Annotated in this window: 19 protein-coding genes and 1 tRNA gene; 12 read left to right on the top strand and 8 right to left on the bottom strand. The window is 59.7% G+C overall.

All coding sequences use genetic code 11. From position 1 onward, the window contains the following. The first annotated feature begins 96 nt into the window (after positions 1-96). From ribH to HNR59_RS12705, 3 genes are read left to right on the top strand one after another with little or no spacing between them, the layout of a single operon-like run. The gene (gene ribH, locus HNR59_RS12715; protein WP_183830726.1) at positions 97-561 is read left to right on the top strand and encodes a 6,7-dimethyl-8-ribityllumazine synthase; all 465 of its coding nucleotides are present in this window, start codon (positions 97-99) and stop codon (positions 559-561) included. Beyond that, on the top strand, positions 558-1058 hold the full coding sequence (nusB, locus tag HNR59_RS12710) for a transcription antitermination factor NusB (RefSeq protein WP_183830724.1): 501 nt from the start codon (positions 558-560) through the stop codon (positions 1056-1058). The genes ribH and nusB overlap by 4 nt, the downstream gene beginning before the upstream one ends. Then, the gene (locus HNR59_RS12705) at positions 1055-2293 is read left to right on the top strand and encodes an MFS transporter (RefSeq protein ID WP_183830722.1); all 1239 of its coding nucleotides are present in this window, start codon (positions 1055-1057) and stop codon (positions 2291-2293) included. The genes nusB and HNR59_RS12705 overlap by 4 nt, the downstream gene beginning before the upstream one ends. 2 nt (positions 2294-2295) lie before the next feature. On the opposite strand, the gene HNR59_RS12700 is transcribed toward HNR59_RS12705, so the two are convergent. Continuing rightward, entirely contained in the window at positions 2296-2607 is a 312-nt protein-coding gene (locus HNR59_RS12700; protein WP_246374571.1) for a hypothetical protein, read from the bottom strand. Between HNR59_RS12700 and HNR59_RS12695 the strand changes: the two genes are divergently transcribed. Both HNR59_RS12695 and HNR59_RS12690 read left to right on the top strand, forming a co-directional pair. Then, positions 2606-3106 carry a DUF2165 family protein gene (locus tag HNR59_RS12695; protein WP_183830718.1) on the top strand — a complete coding sequence of 167 codons (501 nt, stop codon included), beginning with the start codon at positions 2606-2608 and terminating at the stop codon, positions 3104-3106. The two genes, HNR59_RS12700 and HNR59_RS12695, sit on opposite strands and share 2 nt — an antisense overlap. Before the next feature lie 192 nt (positions 3107-3298). Next, positions 3299-5440, top strand: coding sequence for a sodium-translocating pyrophosphatase (locus HNR59_RS12690; RefSeq protein ID WP_183830715.1), 2142 nt, complete (start codon positions 3299-3301; stop codon positions 5438-5440). Positions 5441-5523: 83 nt separating this feature from the next. Here HNR59_RS12690 and HNR59_RS12685 read toward each other — a convergent pair whose 3' ends face one another. Continuing rightward, the gene (locus HNR59_RS12685; protein WP_246374570.1) at positions 5524-6045 is read right to left on the bottom strand and encodes an outer membrane protein assembly factor BamE; all 522 of its coding nucleotides are present in this window, start codon (positions 6043-6045) and stop codon (positions 5524-5526) included. A 126-nt stretch (positions 6046-6171) separates the two neighbouring features. Between HNR59_RS12685 and HNR59_RS12680 the strand changes: the two genes are divergently transcribed. The 7 genes from HNR59_RS12680 (at position 6172) to HNR59_RS12650 (ending at position 11178) form a co-directional block, all read left to right on the top strand. Next, positions 6172-6720, top strand: a complete 549-nt coding sequence (locus HNR59_RS12680; RefSeq protein ID WP_183830713.1) for a ubiquinol-cytochrome C chaperone family protein — start codon at positions 6172-6174, stop codon at positions 6718-6720. A gap of 1 nt (position 6721) precedes the next feature. Then, positions 6722-7264, top strand: a complete 543-nt coding sequence (locus HNR59_RS12675) for a YceD family protein (protein WP_183830712.1) — start codon at positions 6722-6724, stop codon at positions 7262-7264. Between the two features lie 103 nt (positions 7265-7367). Next, positions 7368-8438, top strand: coding sequence for a phosphate acyltransferase PlsX (plsX, locus tag HNR59_RS12670; RefSeq protein ID WP_183830711.1), 1071 nt, complete (start codon positions 7368-7370; stop codon positions 8436-8438). Between the two features lie 7 nt (positions 8439-8445). Then, entirely contained in the window at positions 8446-9417 is a 972-nt protein-coding gene (locus HNR59_RS12665) for a beta-ketoacyl-ACP synthase III (protein ID WP_183830710.1), read from the top strand. 104 nt (positions 9418-9521) lie between these two features. Then, positions 9522-9842: an integration host factor subunit alpha gene (locus tag HNR59_RS12660; RefSeq protein ID WP_183830709.1), complete on the top strand. Its 321-nt coding sequence runs from the start codon at positions 9522-9524 to the stop codon at positions 9840-9842. 183 nt (positions 9843-10025) lie between these two features. Further along, a complete protein-coding gene (locus tag HNR59_RS12655; protein WP_183830708.1) occupies positions 10026-10568 on the top strand; it encodes a MerR family transcriptional regulator in 543 nt (180 codons plus the stop codon). A 361-nt stretch (positions 10569-10929) separates the two neighbouring features. Beyond that, positions 10930-11178, top strand: a complete 249-nt coding sequence (locus HNR59_RS12650) for a hypothetical protein (RefSeq protein WP_246374569.1) — start codon at positions 10930-10932, stop codon at positions 11176-11178. Between the two features lie 73 nt (positions 11179-11251). Here the strand turns inward: HNR59_RS12650 and HNR59_RS12645 are convergent. From HNR59_RS12645 to HNR59_RS12620, 6 genes are all read right to left on the bottom strand, one after another. Continuing rightward, positions 11252-11328 (bottom strand) — tRNA-Pro (locus tag HNR59_RS12645). A 334-nt stretch (positions 11329-11662) separates the two neighbouring features. After that, entirely contained in the window at positions 11663-12280 is a 618-nt protein-coding gene (locus tag HNR59_RS12640) for a hypothetical protein (RefSeq protein WP_183830704.1), read from the bottom strand. A gap of 10 nt (positions 12281-12290) precedes the next feature. Beyond that, positions 12291-13553 carry an O-antigen ligase family protein gene (locus HNR59_RS12635; RefSeq protein WP_183830702.1) on the bottom strand — a complete coding sequence of 421 codons (1263 nt, stop codon included), beginning with the start codon at positions 13551-13553 and terminating at the stop codon, positions 12291-12293. Beyond that, on the bottom strand, positions 13550-15085 hold the full coding sequence (locus HNR59_RS12630; protein WP_183830700.1) for an undecaprenyl-phosphate glucose phosphotransferase: 1536 nt from the start codon (positions 15083-15085) through the stop codon (positions 13550-13552). Before HNR59_RS12630 ends, HNR59_RS12635 begins: the two co-directional genes overlap by 4 nt. 75 nt (positions 15086-15160) lie before the next feature. Then, complete coding sequence (locus tag HNR59_RS12625; protein WP_183830698.1) at positions 15161-16339, bottom strand: glycosyltransferase family 4 protein; 1179 nt, start codon at positions 16337-16339, stop codon at positions 15161-15163. Positions 16340-16342: 3 nt separating this feature from the next. Beyond that, positions 16343-16909 carry a polysaccharide biosynthesis/export family protein gene (locus HNR59_RS12620; RefSeq protein ID WP_183830696.1) on the bottom strand — a complete coding sequence of 189 codons (567 nt, stop codon included), beginning with the start codon at positions 16907-16909 and terminating at the stop codon, positions 16343-16345. Positions 16910-17076: the final 167 nt, after the last annotated feature.

The raw sequence follows: 17076 nt of genomic DNA, 5'->3' as shown, positions 1-17076 counted from the left end.
CGCACAAGGCTGACCTAACCATTGTCCGGCGCGTGAGGCTTGCGGTCGCCCGCGCTTAGGCCTAATTGACCGGCACTGCCGGAGACGAATTGGACAATGACCCAGAACCAGAAGAAGAAACTGCTCATCATCGAGGCCCGTTTTTACGAGGACCTCGCCGACGCTCTGCTTGAGGGCGCCAAGGCCGCGCTCGATGAAGCCGGCGCGGATTATGATGTCGTCACTGTTCCCGGTGCGCTGGAAATTCCGGCGGTGATCTCCTTCGCGCTCGATGCAGAAGCCGAAGATGGCGAGAGCTATGACGGCTTTGTCGCGCTCGGGACCGTCATTCGCGGCGAGACCTATCATTTCGACATCGTCGCCAACGAATCCGCGCGCGCGCTGATGGAGCTTTCGGTGGATGAATCGATCTGCATCGGCAATGGCATTCTCACGACAGAGAACGAAGAGCAGGCGTGGGCACGGGCCCGCCGCAGCGAAGGCGACAAGGGTGGCTTTGCCGCGCGCGCCGCGCTGATCATGATTGCGGTTCAGGACAGGCTTGGAGCCGTACGCTCGTGACCGAACCTGCAAACACCAATCCTCCGCGGCAGGCCAACAAGCGTGGTGCGGCGCGCCTCGCCGCCGTGCAGGCGCTTTACCAGATGGATGTCGCCGGCAGCGGATTGCTGGAAATCACAGCGGAATACGAATCTTTCCGCCTCGGCAAGGAAGTGGACGGTGCCCTCTACCGCGAAGCGGATGCCCAATGGTTCCGCGCCATTCTGGCCGGCGTCGTCGAGAAGCAGAAGTCGCTTGATCCGATCATCCGGCAGGCTCTGACTGAAGACTGGCCGCTGTCGCGCCTCGATTCGACGCTGCGCGCCATTTTGCGTGCCGGCACCTACGAGCTGATGATGCGCGCCGATGTGCCGGTGGCCGTAATCGTCTCGGAATATGTCGACATCGCCAAGGCATTCTATGAAGAAGACGAGCCGAAGCTCGTGAATGCAGTGCTTGACCGGATTTCACGCCGTGTTCGCGGCGAAGGCCGGGGTAAGGGCCAGGAGGGATTATGAGCGCATCAGGGCAGGCTGCTTCCGGCGCGCTGGCATCCGCGGTTGAGCGGGAGGCGCGCAGGACGGCGCTGATCCTTGCAACCGCTCAGGCTATCGTCGGATCGGCCGCGCCGATCTGCTTTGCCCTTGGTGCCCTTGCCGGTCATTTCCTGCTCGGTGTCGACAAATCTCTGGCCACCGCGCCTCTGACCGGGTTCAACGTCGGCGTTGCCGTGGGCGCGCTGCCAGCAGCGGCAATCGTGCGCCGCATGGGCCAGCGCGACGGTTTTCTTACCGGAACGGGCCTGACGGCGCTTGGCGGCATCATCGCCACCATCGCGCTTTACCAGTCGAGTTTCTGGCTGTTTGCCTTCGGCCTTCTGGTGGTGGGGTTCGGCGGTGCTTTCGTGCAGCAATTCCGCTTCGCGGCGGCCGACAATGCGCCTCCTGCTTTCAAGGCGCGCGCCATTTCGTTCGTGCTGGCGGGTGGCGTGTTCACCGCCATGCTGGGACCACAGGTCGTCATCTTCACCAAGGATCTTCTGGCCCCGGTGATGTTTGCCGGCGCTTTCGCCTCGCTGGTCGTGTTGGCCGGCATTGGCGCCATCGTGCTTGCGCAGCTGCGCCCGCGCCCGATAGTGGAAAAGGTGGTGGAGGTTACATCCACGGGCCGTCCGCTGATCGAGATAGTCACCCGTCCGCGTTTCATCACGGCACTGGTCTGTGCTGTCGGCTCCTATGCGCTGATGACCTTCGTGATGACGGGCGCGCCGCTGGCCATGGTCGGCTGCGGCTTCACCTCCGACGAGGCGACGCTGGGCATTTCATGGCATGTCATGGCGATGTTCGCGCCGAGCTTCTTCACGGGCCGCCTGATCAGCCGTTTCGGCGCGCCCACGATCGTCGCCATCGGCTTCGTGCTGCTGATTGCCTGCGGGCTGGTGGCGTTGTCGGGCATTCAGTTGTGGCAGTTCTGGACGGCGCTGATTCTGCTCGGCCTCGGCTGGAACTTCGGCTTCATCGGCTCCACGGCGATCGTTGCCGAATGCTATACGCCGGAAGAGAAGGGCAAGGTGCAGGGCTTCCACGACTTCGTGCTGTTCTCCAGCGTCGCCTTCGGTTCTCTGATGTCGGGCGCGGTCTACAATGCCTGGGGCTGGGACATGCTGGCGTGGATCCTGTTCCCGTTCTCCGGCCTTTGCCTTGCCATGCTGGCGCTTCAGGGCATGCTCGATCGCCGGCAGCGCGCCGCCTGAATTCAGCGAAGAGCTTGCCGTGGCGGATGATCGAGCGTTACTTCGAGCCTCGTACCGCTGGCTGAGACGACCCATCGCCTGCGGATGATCGCGAAATCGTGGGTTTCGCCATGGCTCACAAGCGAAACAACATCGCCTGTCTGGCTGGCGTCGGACAGGCTCATGCCTTCCAGATCGGGCAGGACGCCTGCGCGCACGGCGTAATGGCGAGCCGATTCCGTGAGTGTGACCCCGGCTTTTTGCTCCCTTGCATGGTGTGGCGGACTCAGCGTTTGATGGCGCTTCGCTGAGTCATCAGAAGGAAATTTTGCCATGACATCGCGCCTTTCCAAAATTGTGATGTGCCTGTGCCTGTCGGCTTTTGCTTTCCTCGTGGCCTTCGGAAACATCACCGACTATGGATCTAACTACGCTTTTGTACAGCATGTGTTGTCGATGGATACGACCTTTCCCGGCAACAAGCTGATGTACCGTGCCATCACAAATCCCTCGCTCTGGACGGCCGGCTACTGGCTGATCATCGTCGGCGAGGCGCTGACCTGCGTGCTGTTCCTGATCGCGGCATGGCAGCTTTGGCAGGCGCGCAACGCCAGCGGCGAAACCTTCAACGAAGCCAAGAAATTCGTCATCATCGGCACGACCATGGGGTTTCTGGTCTGGTATTTCGGCTTCATGGTCGTTGGCGGCGAATGGTTCGCCATGTGGCAGTCCAGCACATGGAACGGGCAGGAGGCTGCCTTCAAGTTCTACATGACCATGCTTGCGGTGCTGATCTACGTGGTCCAGCCGGACCGGGATCTGAAGAAGGGCTGATGATTCGCTCTTTTGCAGCGCGGAATGCGACTTTCAGGCGAAATCCGGGCAAAAATGTAACAATATCTTGACGTTGCGCACAGGTTTCGCCTAAGCCGCTACAATAGGTCGCACTGCACAATAATACGCGGCCTTGTTGCAACGGCCCGGGGAGAGGGTTCTTGCGGGCCACAATGTGAGGAACATCCGGCAATGACCATGCTTTATGTCGTCATCGCCTGCGGCCTGCTTTCTGTCCTGTACGCCATCTGGGCGACCAAATCGGTGCTTGCCGCCGATCAGGGCAACGCACGCATGCAGGAAATCTCCGCAGCCATCCGTGAAGGCGCGCAGGCATATCTGGCGCGCCAGTACACCACCATCGCCATCGTCGGCGTCGTCGTCTTCGTGCTTGCGTGGTGGCTGTTGTCCGCGACCGCCGCATTCGGTTTCCTGATTGGCGCGGTGCTCTCGGGCGTTGCGGGGTTCATCGGCATGCATGTGTCCGTCCGGGCCAACGTGCGCACCGCACAGGCTGCCTCCAACAGCCTCGCCGCCGGCCTCGACATTGCTTTCAAGTCGGGCGCGATCACCGGACTGCTCGTTGCCGGTCTCGCGCTGCTCGGCGTCTCCGTCTACTACTGGGTGCTGACCGGCCCGCTCGGCCATGCGCCAGCGAGCCGCGAAGTGGTCGATGCGCTGGTGTCGCTCGGTTTCGGCGCTTCGCTGATCTCCATCTTCGCCCGTCTCGGTGGCGGCATCTTCACCAAGGGTGCGGATGTCGGCGGCGATCTGGTGGGCAAGGTGGAAGCCGGCATCCCGGAGGATGATCCGCGCAACCCCGCCACCATCGCCGACAATGTGGGCGACAATGTCGGCGACTGTGCCGGCATGGCCGCCGATCTGTTCGAAACCTATGCGGTCACGGTGGTCGCCACCATGGTGCTGGCTGCGATCTTCTTCGCCAACGCGCCGAACCTTGGCGACATGATGCTCTATCCGCTGGCCATCTGCGGGGCCTGCATCATCACCTCGATTGCCGGCACCTTCTTCGTCAAGCTCGGCTCCAACGGCTCGATCATGGGCGCGCTCTACAAGGGCCTGATCGTCACCGGCGTCCTGTCGGTCGCGGGGCTTGCCATCGCCAACCAGTTCACCATCGGCTGGGGTGAGGTGGGCGTTGCCAACGGCATGACCATCACCGGCGGCAGCCTGTTCGCGTGCGGCCTGATCGGCCTCGTGGTGACGGCGCTGATCGTCGTCATTACCGAGTATTACACCGGCACCAACAAGCGCCCGGTGAACTCCATCGCCCAGGCATCGGTGACCGGCCACGGCACCAACGTCATCCAGGGCCTTGCGGTTTCGCTGGAATCGACGGCGCTTCCTGCGATCGTCATCGTCGGCGGCATCATCGCCACCTTCCAGCTTGCCGGCCTGTTCGGCACGGCGATCGCGGTCACCACCATGCTGGGTCTCGCCGGCATGATCGTGGCGCTCGACGCTTTCGGCCCGGTAACCGACAATGCCGGCGGCATTGCCGAAATGTCGGGTTTGCCGAAGGAAGTGCGCCAGTCGACCGATGCGCTCGATGCGGTCGGCAACACCACCAAGGCCGTGACCAAGGGCTATGCCATCGGTTCGGCCGGCCTCGGTGCGCTGGTGCTGTTCGCGGCCTACTCGAACGACCTGCAATATTTCGCTGCCAATTCCGACAAATATCCGTATTTCGCGGATCTGGGCGCTGTATCGTTCGACCTCTCGAACCCTTATGTGGTGGCTGGCCTGATCTTCGGCGGTCTCATTCCCTACCTGTTCGGCGGCATCGCCATGACGGCCGTCGGCCGCGCGGCGGGCTCGATCGTGGAAGAGGTGCGCAGGCAGTTCCGCGAGGATCCGGGCATCATGCAGGGAACCTCCAAGCCGAATTATGCGCGGGCGGTCGATATCCTGACCAAGGCGGCGATCAAGGAGATGATCATTCCTTCGCTGCTGCCGGTGCTGGCGCCGCTCGTCGTCTATTTCGGCGTGCTGCTGATCTCCGGTTCCAAGGCCTCCGCGTTCGCGGCGCTTGGCGCCTCGCTGCTCGGCGTCATCGTCAACGGTCTGTTCGTGGCCATTTCGATGACCTCGGGCGGCGGCGCCTGGGACAACGCCAAGAAATCCTTCGAGGACGGTTTCACCGACAAGGACGGCGTGAAGCACCTCAAGGGTTCCGAAGCGCACAAGGCTTCCGTGACCGGCGATACGGTCGGCGATCCCTACAAGGATACGGCCGGTCCAGCGGTCAACCCCGCCATCAAGATCACCAATATCGTGGCCTTGCTGCTGCTGGCCGTGCTGGCGCACGGCTGATTCGGCCTTTCTTGGAAAAGAAAACCCGCGAGGAGCGATCCTCGCGGGTTTTCTATTGGGAAAAACGTTTCTTGCGAACCGTATCAGTTGCCGCCGATGATGTTGCCGACCTGACCGGGGCTCATCTTTCCGGCGCCGCTGATGACCTGTGCAAGGAAGTTCTGGTCCTTGCCTGCCGTCGGTGTGGTGCGGCTGATGAAGTCGAACACCTTGCCGTCCTTCAGGCCGTAATTGGCGATGTTGGTCACGCGGCCATCATTGCCGAAATAGACGGCGAGCACGCTCTGCTCGACAACCTTCGGATTGGCGAAGGCGACGGAGCGTTTGCGGGTCTGGGAAATGTAATAGAAAACTTCGTTGTCGAAGGTGGCGGTGGTCGAGGGCGTGCCGAGCGCCAGCAGCACCTGCTCGCGGCTGGAACCGACCGGCACCATATCCAGCGATTGCTGGTCGACGACATAGCCCTGATGCAGCGTCTCGCCTGGGTTGAGATCGCCTATCATCTTGGAACTGTTGCATGCCGAAAGGGCGGCCGCGACAACCAGCAATGAGGCAAACCCGGTGGGGCGCGACGAAAATGTCGACTTGAATCTCTTCGCGTGCAACGACAACTCCATCCAATCAGCCTTGCAAGCCCGCTTGCACGGGGCCGCAAAAGCGGTAAACCAGCTTAGCCGCCGATGCAACAAGGCCGCCCAAACAATCAAAGGTCCCGGGAGACCACCTTTTTCATGTTCAAGCGTCTGTTCGGCCGCGAACGCCATTCAAATCGCATAATTGCTGATGCGCTCTACGAGGAAATCGTGGCAGCCGCGCGGCAGCCTCACTTCTATTCGCAGTGGAATGTGCCAGATACCCCGCTTGGCCGATTCGAGATGCTGTCGCTGCACATGTTCCTGTTCCAGCACCGCCTGCATGCCGAAAGCGCCGAAGCCCGCAATATCGCCCAGGTGCTGATCGACGAGTTCTTTCTCGATGTCGACCATTCGCTGCGCGAGCTTGGCATCAGCGACGTTGGTGTGCCGAAGCGGATGAAGCGTCTGGCGAAGATGTATTATGGGCGCACCGCCGCCTATGCCGACGCAATCGAAAGACAGGACGATGCGGCTCTGGAAGCAGCGCTGTGCAGGAATATTCGCCCCGACCAGGAGGAATGGGCCGAATCGCCACAACTCGCCGCCTATGTGAAAGCGGCTGTCGAAAACCTGGCCTCCCAGCCCGTTGAGGCGATCTGCGCGGGCAAGGTCCACTATCCTCAGGCAGATGATCAGGGGAAATGAAATGAACGAAGCCGACGAAAAAAGCCCTGTTTCCTTTGAAGTCCATGTCGCGCGCCTGCCGCAGACGGGATTGCCGGTGACGGTTGAAGCCAGCGAAGACCAGCGCAGGGCCCTTGCCGGGGTGCATGAGCTTGTTTCGGTCGAAGCCTACCGGGCGGAACTGCTGGTGACGGCGTGGAAGCGCAACGGGGTGAAGATCGCGGGCAGGGTGGTTGCCGATATTACTCAGAATTGCGTGGTCACGCTGGAGCCTATCAAAACCCATATAGATGAAGCGGTTGAGGGGCTGTTCCTGTCGCAGGGCTCGAAGCTTGCACGCTTCGAGCAGCAGGGCGAAATGGTTCTCGATGCCGACGGACCGGACAGCCCCGAGCTTTTCAGCGGCGACGTAATCGATGCTGGTGCGCTCGCCGAAGAATTCTTCGGACTGGCGATCGATCCCTATCCGCGCAAGCCGGGAGCGGTGCTCGACACCTCCGGAATGGAGGCTCGGGAGGAAACCGAATTCCAGAAAAAACTGCGTGGTCTTCTCGGAAAAGGCTGAAACGCGTCCCATATCGCAAAAGTCAGTTGTGTGGCCGAGCAAAAACGCTATTTTCGCCGGAAATTTCGGGCGGCCGAAAAACCAGAAGTGAGACAGTGACGGCGTGATCAGAATTTCGATCGATGCAATGGGCGGCGACCATGGCGCTGGCGTGGTTATTCCCGCTCTTGCGACTGTTGCGTCACGGCGTCCGGACATAAGGTTCGTTATCTTCGGCCGCGAAGATGCGGTGCGCCCTGAACTGGCGAAATTTCCGGGCCTCGCTGACGTCAGCGAGTTCGTGCATTGCGACGTGGCCATCCAGATGGATGATAAGCCGAGCCAGGCGCTTCGGCACGGGCGCGGCACATCCTCGATGTGGAATGCCATCGATGCCGTGAAGAACGGTCAGGCGGATGCCTGCATTTCAGCAGGCAACACCGGCGCACTGATGGCCATGGCCAAGTTCTGCCTGCGCACCATGGCCAATGTGGACCGGCCGGCCATTGCAGCCATCTGGCCGAATGTGCGTTCCGAGAGCGTGGTGCTGGATGTCGGCGCAACGATCGGTGGTGACGCACAGCAGCTCGTTGATTTCGCCATATTGGGCACAGGGATGGCCCGCGTCCTGTTCGGCGTGGAACGCCCGACGGTGGGGCTGCTCAATGTTGGCGTCGAAGAGGTGAAAGGGCAGGAAGAGGTCAAGGAAGCGGGGCGGATGCTTCGTGAAGCCGACCTTGCCTCGCTCGACTATCGCGGTTTCGTCGAGGGCGACGACATCGGAAAAGGCACGGTAGACGTTGTGGTCACCGAAGGCTTTTCCGGCAACATAGCGCTGAAGACTGCCGAGGGCACGGCCCGGCAGATCGCAGGATACCTCAAGGCGGCTATGAACCGCACTCTGATGGCCCGTATCGGCTATATTTTTGCCCGCGGTGCGTTCAATCAGCTGCGTGAGAAAATGGATGTCAGCCGCTCCAATGGCGGCGTCTTCCTCGGCCTTAACGGCATCGTGGTGAAAAGCCATGGCGGGGCGGATTCCGGCGGGTTTGCAGCTGCCGTCGAGCTTGGATATGACATGGTCAGAAACAAATTGCTGGAGCGCGTGCAGGCAGATATCGATCTGTTTCATTCGCGAAACCCGCAAGGCCAGACCAGCGAAGAGCCCGTCGTCGGGACCGGCGAAGAAGGATAAGTAGACCTTGATCAGATCAATCGTCCGCGGCGCCGGTTCGGCCTTGCCCCGCCGCATCATGAAGAACTCCGAGTTCGAGGGAATGCTGGAGACCTCGGACGAATGGATTGCGCAACGCACCGGCATTCGCCAGCGCCATATCGCAGCCGCTGACGAGACAACGGCTTCTTTGGGAGCGGCTGCGGCACGCGCTGCGCTCGACAATGCCGGTCTGACGCCTGATGATATCGATCTGATCGTTTTGGCCACATCGACGCCCAACAACACCTTTCCGGCAACTGCCGTCGAAATCCAGAACCTGCTCGGGATGCATCACGGCTTTGCATTCGACATGCAGGCGGTCTGCTCGGGATTCGTCTATGCCGTCACCACGGCGGATGCCTATATTCGCGGTGGTCTTTCCAGACGCGCGCTGGTCATCGGCGCCGAGACTTTTTCGCGACTTCTGGACTGGGAGGACCGCACGACATGCGTCCTCTTCGGTGACGGCGCCGGTGCAATCGTGCTGGAAGCAGGCGAGGGCGAGGGGACCATTGCCGATCGCGGCGTGCTGGCCGCTGCCCTGCGTTCGGACGGGCAGCACAAGGGAAAGCTGTATGTCGACGGCGGTGTTTCGACAACCGGCACTATCGGTCACCTGAGAATGGAAGGCCGCGAGGTTTTCAAACACGCCGTTGGCATGATCACCGACGTTATCGAGGCGACGTTCTCGCAGGCGGGCATAACCGCAGATGATATCGACTGGTTCGTGCCGCATCAGGCCAACAAGCGCATCATCGATGCCTCCGCAAAAAAACTCGGCATCGCCGAGGAAAAAGTGGTGATCACGGTCGATCTCCACGGCAACACCTCGGCCGCCTCGGTGCCGCTGGCGCTATCTGTGGCCGTCGCCGACGGACGCATCAAGCCTGGTGACCTCGTGCTGCTGGAGGCGATGGGTGGCGGTTTCACCTGGGGCGCGGTTCTGCTGCGGTGGTAAAGCTTTGCCCGGCGGCGCCTGAACGGACTTGACCTTTATGGATCAATTACTTAGGCTCCGCCCTCGTTTCTTGTGGTCATTATTTTAACGGATTGGACGGACGCATGGGGGGAAAGACACTTACGCGCGCCGATCTCGCTGAGGCTGTTTACCGCAAGGTGGGACTGTCGAGGACGGAATCGGCCGATCTGGTCGAGGAAGTTCTCAACGAGATTTGCGAAGCGATCGTGCGTGGTGAAACGGTCAAGCTGTCCTCATTCGCCACTTTTCAGGTTCGTTCCAAGAATGAGCGCATCGGTCGTAATCCCAAGACCGGCGAGGAAGTGCCGATTCTGCCGCGCCGTGTGATGACCTTCAAAGCCTCCAACGTGCTGAAGAACCGCATTCTGCGTTCGCATCAGAACCGCAGCAAGGGTGGGAAATAGCCTTCTGTTCAGGCATGGGTTTGTGGCCGTGCCTGTCACAGGGCTTGAATGTTGATCCATAAACGGTTGAAATAAACGTCACTTCAGGTGCGTTTCTGATTATCGATTCGGAACGTTATCTGACAGGCAGGATATGGCCTTGCCGGCGCTCCTGTCTTTTGACGCGTTTCGTGAGGATCGGCCATGGAAAAGAGCCCCGACGCCTTTCGCACCATCAGCGAAGTCGCGGAAGATCTTGATCTTCCGCAGCATGTGCTGCGTTTCTGGGAAACCCGGTTTACGCAGATCAAGCCCATGAAGCGTGGCGGTGGCCGCCGCTATTATCGGCCGCAGGATGTCGAGCTCATCAAGGGCATCCGCCACATGCTTTATGATCAGGGCTACACTATCAAGGGTGTTCAGAAGCTTCTGCGCGAGAATGGCAACCAGTTTCTGGTCGCTATCGGCAATGGCGATCTGGCGGCGGTTGAAGCCATCGCTCAGCGCAAGCACGCCGACGCCGTAGAGCTTACCCCTGCCGCACAGCCCCGGCCACTGGATGAAGAGCAGATGGTGGGGCAGCCAAAGGCAAAGCCCAGCCGCCGCTTTTTCGGGCTGGGCAAATCCGACGAGGAGGGGCCGGTTCAGCCGGACGGTGGCAGGCTCTCGCGTGATAACCGCGCTCTTCTTCAGGAGGCGCTGTTCGACCTTCTGGAATGCAAGCGCCTGCTCGATCAGGTTCGCTGAGGCACTTCCAGCCGCAAGACCACTAAGGATCTGCACAACGCGCCTGATCGCGCACCGAGCCGCCGTCGATTCGCGGCTCGGCACTCATGAGAATTGTTGGAGCGGCACGGGTAAAGCAACGTGGCGTTCGATGGGCATGGGTGATCTGCTTTAATGGCTTTTCAGGAGCCCGGATTTCTCCGATTGCGAACCGGAGTGGAGCCGTTTCACCGTTCACTCACGGCTGGAACAAAATTTGCGATCAGGCGTTTTGCTTCTTTACGGTTTTCAGAAAGAAGGAAACAGCATGGCGCCTTTCTCGTCTCTATCCGATGTCGATCTCGAAAAGCAGGTCGCCCAGCTCTCGAAGGAGCTGAGGTCGATGAAGAAGCAGCTTTCCAGGCGTGGCAACCATTATTACGAGGAAGGCCGGGAGGCTCTTTCGGATTATCGTGATACGCTCTCTGATTATTACGATGAGTTTTCCAGCCGTGTCGGCGATCACCTCCCTGATCTTCGCAAGAAGGCGCGTGCGATCGAAAACACCGCCCGCGAACATCCTGCAGCAGCCGTGGCCGTCGGCCTGGTGGTGATCGGCCTTGCCGCATCGTTTCTATTCGGCCGGCGATAAACTCAGGAATCTGTAAATGCAGGATGCCGGCCGTTTTTGCGGCCGGTATTCTTTTATCTCATGTTGAGTAAAATGGTCGGAGTGGCGGGATTCGAACCCACGACCCCTTGACCCCCAGTCAAGTGCGCTACCGGGCTGCGCTACACTCCGAACCGAGGGAAGCCTTATATTCTGGGCACTTGCAGCGCAAGGGCTAAAACGTCCGAAAAGAACAGAAGCAGATAATTTGCGGGGAAACATCGTGCTTTGCGGTGGAAATCCGGATGAGATTCCCGCGCTTATCCGCCGCTGGGTCGCGCGGGCTCTGGCTTCTCCCAATCGATTGCAGATTTATCCCGCGAACGGTCATTTTCGTGCATCGATCAAACGCTGAATGAAGGGCTTTTGATGCGCTGCCCGCTCATCGCTAAGGGTGGAAAAGGCGGATCTGAAAATGCCAGAAGCCGGAGCAATGAACGCCAGCGGGCCAAAAGGACGGGGCAGGTCACTTGTCCGAATTCATGTTCAGGCGGGGTGCAAAGCGGACGTTGCGAATCTCGGTGGTCATGTCTTCGGTTTCGGCTTGCTGATCGCCAGACACATAATTGAGAAGTGCTACAATTCGCACATATCTGGTGCCCGGGCGGAACTGCGTGTGCGCTTCATCTCCTTCGCCGGTAATGGAACCGGATAAGACCCTCCAGCCCGCATCGCTATACAGTCGGAAGTTGATTGCGCCTGCGTATCTGTATGTGCCGGGACCGCCACGGATCTCCTTCCTATCCTTGTCGAAGGTTGCGACGCCGAGATAGGTCCTCGCCAGACCGTTCTTCACATCGGCTGGGGCAATGCTCCGGACCTCGGCGGAAATGTCATAAGTCAGGCTGGAATCCACAGGTATCATCTGTGACATGATGACTTTGTATCCGTTCGCAGCCACGGCAGGCTCTTCCGCATTGAGGGCCAATGCGTCGCTTTGAGGTGCTCTGTCGTCGGCTTCCGAAAAAAGAGTAAGCCAGCCTGTCTGCAAAGCAATGATGCTGACGATGCCAATTGCTGCGAGAACACCGGCCAGAACACGTGCATAGAAACTGAGTGCAGTGAAAAATGCAGAGTTTTTCATGGAGTGGCTTTTAAAGCCTTAGCTCACCATGGTCCAGATCACCTTGCGAGGGTTGGTTCTGATATCGGGTTTCCAGCGCTATGATTGCCCAGATAATACCCAGCAGCAGGTAAAAATGGCGCCAGTGATCTGTGTCGATGAATGTTCCCAGGCCGACATGGCCAAGGTAGACCACATAGGCGCATAGCAGGTAGGGCTGCCATGGCCGGTTCCGCAAAATCAGCCTGAAGCCGGCCGCGAGCGTCCAGATGGTCAGGGTCAGATAGGCGCTGAAGCCCAGCCAGCCGTAGTCCAGCAACGCTTTCAGCCAGATGTTGTGTGTGTCCTCTCCATAAATCTTGCCGAATACCAGAGGCCCGATACCGGGAGGATGCTCAAGCGCCACCATGAAGCCGATGCCATAACGAGCAAACCGGCCAAGGCGTGCCGAGTCGTAATCCTGTGCGAGGCGTGCGCGTTCGGACAGCATGTCCGCGACGCCGGGAATCTGAAGGGTGATGAGAGCGAGGGCGATGAGCAGCGTGACCGCCGCTACAGTCATGACCACGATCTTCAGGCGGAAACGGCCGCTGTCGCTTTGCAAAAACAGGAGCCCGACCATCAGCACGACACTGACGGCGAAAAGCCCCCAGGCCCCGCGCGAAAAAGACAGGAAGATGCCGCAGGCGATGACCGACAGGGGCAGGGCTGCCAGCATCATGCGGGCAGGGGAGCCTGTCATCAGCCCATGAAGCAGCCAGATGGCCGGAAGAACCAGAAACGGCCCGAACACATTCGGATCCTGAAAGACGCCCGAGGCGCGACCGTAACGCGTGAACACTTCTGCGCCGGGAAACAGGTTGAAATAGCCGGCTATTCCCATCAATGACGTCGCCACCGCCGCAACCACATAGGCATTGAAGATGACGGGCAAAAGGCCGGGGCGGGTTTCGGCGACGGAGGCGTAAAAGATCGCCGTAAATGCCAGAAACACAGAAACAGCGAGATAGAGCGGCGTATCCGCCAGCTCCGCCATCTGTGTCATGGCGATCAGGCCGCCAATATTGAACAGCACGAGCAGGCCGGTCATGGGAGCCGCCGCTCTCGACAGTTTCAGGCCGAAGAGCGCCCATATGCCGACCAGAGCGACCATATAGATGTCGTATGGAGCCGGCTCATGAAGAACGAAGCCGGAGAGCAGGATGGCCAGTGCAACGGATCCGGAAGCGATCAGGCCGGTCAGTTTTATATTGACCGCTGCCCGATGAGCCACAGGGTCGGCGACGGCGCTCAATAGGCGTTTTCCGTGTTCAGCAGACGGAAGGGTGTCAGGATAAGAATCCTGAGATCGAACAACAGCGACCAGTTCTCTATGTAATAGAGGTCGTATTCGGTGCGCATCCGGATTTTTTCGTTGGTGTCCATCTCGCCCCGCCAGCCGTTGATCTGCGCCCAGCCGGTGACACCGGGCTTGACCTTATGCCGGGCGAAATAGCCGTCAACCACTTCGGCGTAGAGCAGATTGTGCGATTGCGCGGCCACCGCATGCGGGCGCGGGCCCACGAGCGAAAGCGAGCCGAACAGCGCGTTGAAGAATTGCGGCAGCTCATCGATTGAGGTCTTGCGGATGAAGCGTCCCACGCGGGTTACGCGCGGGTCGTTTCTGGTGACGGTCTTTTTGGCGGTCGGGTCGGACTGGTCCGCATACATGGACCGGAATTTGTAGACCTCGATCACTTCATTGTTGAAGCCATGGCGCTTCTGCTTGAAGAGCACGGGGCCTTTCGAATCGAGCTTGATGGCGATCGCGGTGGCGATCATTATCGGCGAAAACAGAACGATCCCGATCAGGCTGAAGACGATGTCGAAGGCGCGCTTGGCAACCGAATCCCAGTCATTGATGGGTTTGTCGAATATATCGAGCAGCGGTATCGAGCCGATATAGGAATAGGCGCGCGGCCGGAACTGCAGGGCGTTGGAATGTGCGGAAAGGCGGATATCCACCGGCAGCACCCACAGCTTCTTCAGCAATTGCAGCACCCGCTGTTCGGCGGTGATCGGCAGGGAAACAATGAGCAGATCGATGCGCGCAATCCGCGCGAACTCGATCAGCTCCGAGATGGTGCCGAGCTTCGGGTATCCTGCAACGACGGGCGGCGAGCGCTTGTCGTCACGGTCATCGAATATGCCGCATATGCGGATGTCGTTATGAGGCTGCTGCTCAACGGCCCGGATCAGGTCTTCGGCGGCCTTTCCGCCACCGACGATCACTGCGCGGCGCTCCATCCGGCCGTTGCGTGCCCAGCGCCTGATCATCTTCGCCATGACAAGGCGAAGGAAGAAGATGGCGACGAAGCCGACAACGAACCAGGCGCCGAACATGATGCGCGAGAAATCGCCGCTGACCTTCAGAGCGAAGCCGGTCAGCGCCATCAGCGCGAAAGTGGCAGCCCAGATCAGGAAAATCCGCGAGAACGTGGCGAAGGGGCGCATCAACGCGGCGATCTGATAGCATTCGCCGAATTCCATGAAGGTGACGGCGATGAGAGACCCGCCGGCGATGACGAGGCAGTAATGCCAGAACATGACATCGAGCGGGCCGACATAGAACAGGTAGAGACCAAGTCCCGAAAGCAGAAGCACCGCAAATTCCATGATTCGCAGCATCCCGCTGACCATGACTGGTCTGAGGGTGTCACGTTCCAGTTGAGTGGCGACCTGACGTGCCATTTCATTGAGCACGGCAGGCCTCTCCTCGGAGGAAGAGGCATTCAGTTTGCGCACGGCGTCGGCCGAAAAGCGGCGGGAGGGGTCTATATCGTTCATGGGTAACCTGTTGGTTCCCGGACTGCATAACAGTTGAGAACTAAGAAAGCCTTGAACGCGGTTGCGGCTTTTTCGCTATCCGGCAGTGCAATCCTGCTGATCACCGGCGCGCCCGATTTCATCTTTTCCGTTCAGGGTTGCAGTATAGGCAGCTTCGATCCTGCCCGCCATGACGTTTGCATTGAAGACTTTGCGGAGGGCGACAACATCGGGCATAGCGCGCCTGCAGGCTTCGGGATCGGATAGCGCCGACACTATCGAGGCGGCCAGAATATCGGGTTTGGGTGCGATCAGCGCTTTCGAGCCTGTTCCGAGCACTTCGGGAATACCGCCGACAGCCGAAGCGATGATGGGCCGTCCTGCTGCGAGCGTTTCCAGCACGATGTAGGGCATGGCCTCCGCTCGTGATGGCACGATGACCAGATTTGCCAGTTCAAAAGCCTGTCTGGCGGGCATCGGCTGATGAAATGTGATTCTCTCTTCAAGTCCCAGCCGGGCGACCTGTTCCCTGTATTTTGGAAGGTCTTCTCCGTCTCCCACCATCACGGCAGTCAGGGGGCGGCCCATCAGTTTTTCCGCAGCGGCGAAGGCATCGATGAAGATGTCCGGCCCCTTCAGGTCGCGCATCATGCCGATATAGAGGAAATCGGCGGCATCTTCGCGCACGATGACGGGCGCGAACTCAGCCGCACGCAAGCCATTGTAGACGAGGCTGCTTGGTCCGTGCGGCGCACCCACTTTGTGACGATATGTCCGGCGTTCATGGTCGGAGACGAACAGCAGGTGATCGGTGAGCTTTCCCATGGCCCGCTCCAGCGCAAACAGCGTTTTGCCGGCCAGCGTTTCCTCGTCATAGTGGAGGCTGCCGCCATGGGGAGAATAGATGCGGGCCACGCGAGACCCTGAAACCCGCAACAGTGAGCCGAAAAGGCGGGCGTAAGCGCCGCCTTTTGCACCGTGCCCGTGAAGCACGTCCGGCTGCAATTCCTTGATGATCCTGAATGTTTTCCATGCGGCGAGGGCGTCGCCGATGCCGATGTGGCGCTGCATGGGCGTGCGATGGATTCCCAGCACAAGATTCCCGGAGATCTGCTCGAACAACGCATCTTCAAACGCGCCTCCCGTTGTGGAGTCGCATACGATGCCGACGCTGTGTCCCGCCGCTGCCTGGGCCTCCGTCAGATCGCGCACATGCCGGAATATGCCGCCGAGAGGAGAACGGAAGCAGTGAACGATACGCAATTTGTCCTTCATCCCTCAGAACAGGCGTTCGCGTACATAGACGGTGTCGCCGGGTAACAGAGGATCGGATGTCCGGACGCGCCCGGTGATGACCTCGCCGTTGATATCCCGCGTTATGTCCACGCTCTCCTGATTGGCGCGCGCCGAGAAGCCGCCGGCGATTGCAACGGCTTTCTGAACGGTGAGACCCGGTACATAGGAGTACTGGCCGGCTGCACCCACTTCGCCCATCACGAAGATCGGCCGGTAGCGATCTATCTCCACCGACACGTCGGGATCCCTCAGATAGCCCTGACGCAGCTTGGCCGCGATCTGCTTCTCAAGCTGCTGGGCCGTGTGGCCGCGAGCCGGGATGTTCCCGACAAGCGGGAACGATATATAGCCAGACTGGTCGACACTATATGTATTTGTCAGCCCTTCCTGCTCGAAAACGGTCACGCGAATGCGGTCACCGGCTCCCAGCTGATAAGGCTGGTTGAGCACTTCATGGAAAGCCGCCGGTGTTGGCCTGTAGCTGGAGCAGCCGGACAGGCTCGCGGAGACTGCGATCATAGCGCTCAACAGGATGGCGGGACTTTTCATAACCGGTCGACACCTTCGGCTGGCCGCCGCTGTGGCGGACCTTGAGGATCGTCTCGTTATCAACCTATTAGGGTTAATGGCCGGTAAAATTTGAACGATCCATCGAGAGTGCGGCTCTTCAAAGCCTAATGAATTATTACATCCATCTTAAGGGCTGGGTTACCATA

The sequence above is a fragment of the Aquamicrobium lusatiense genome, assembly GCF_014201615.1.
In the GTDB taxonomy this organism is placed as follows: domain Bacteria; phylum Pseudomonadota; class Alphaproteobacteria; order Rhizobiales; family Rhizobiaceae; genus Mesorhizobium; species Mesorhizobium lusatiense.
Note: the sequence above shows the minus strand (reverse complement) of the source record. Positions and strands in the feature narration are given on the sequence as shown.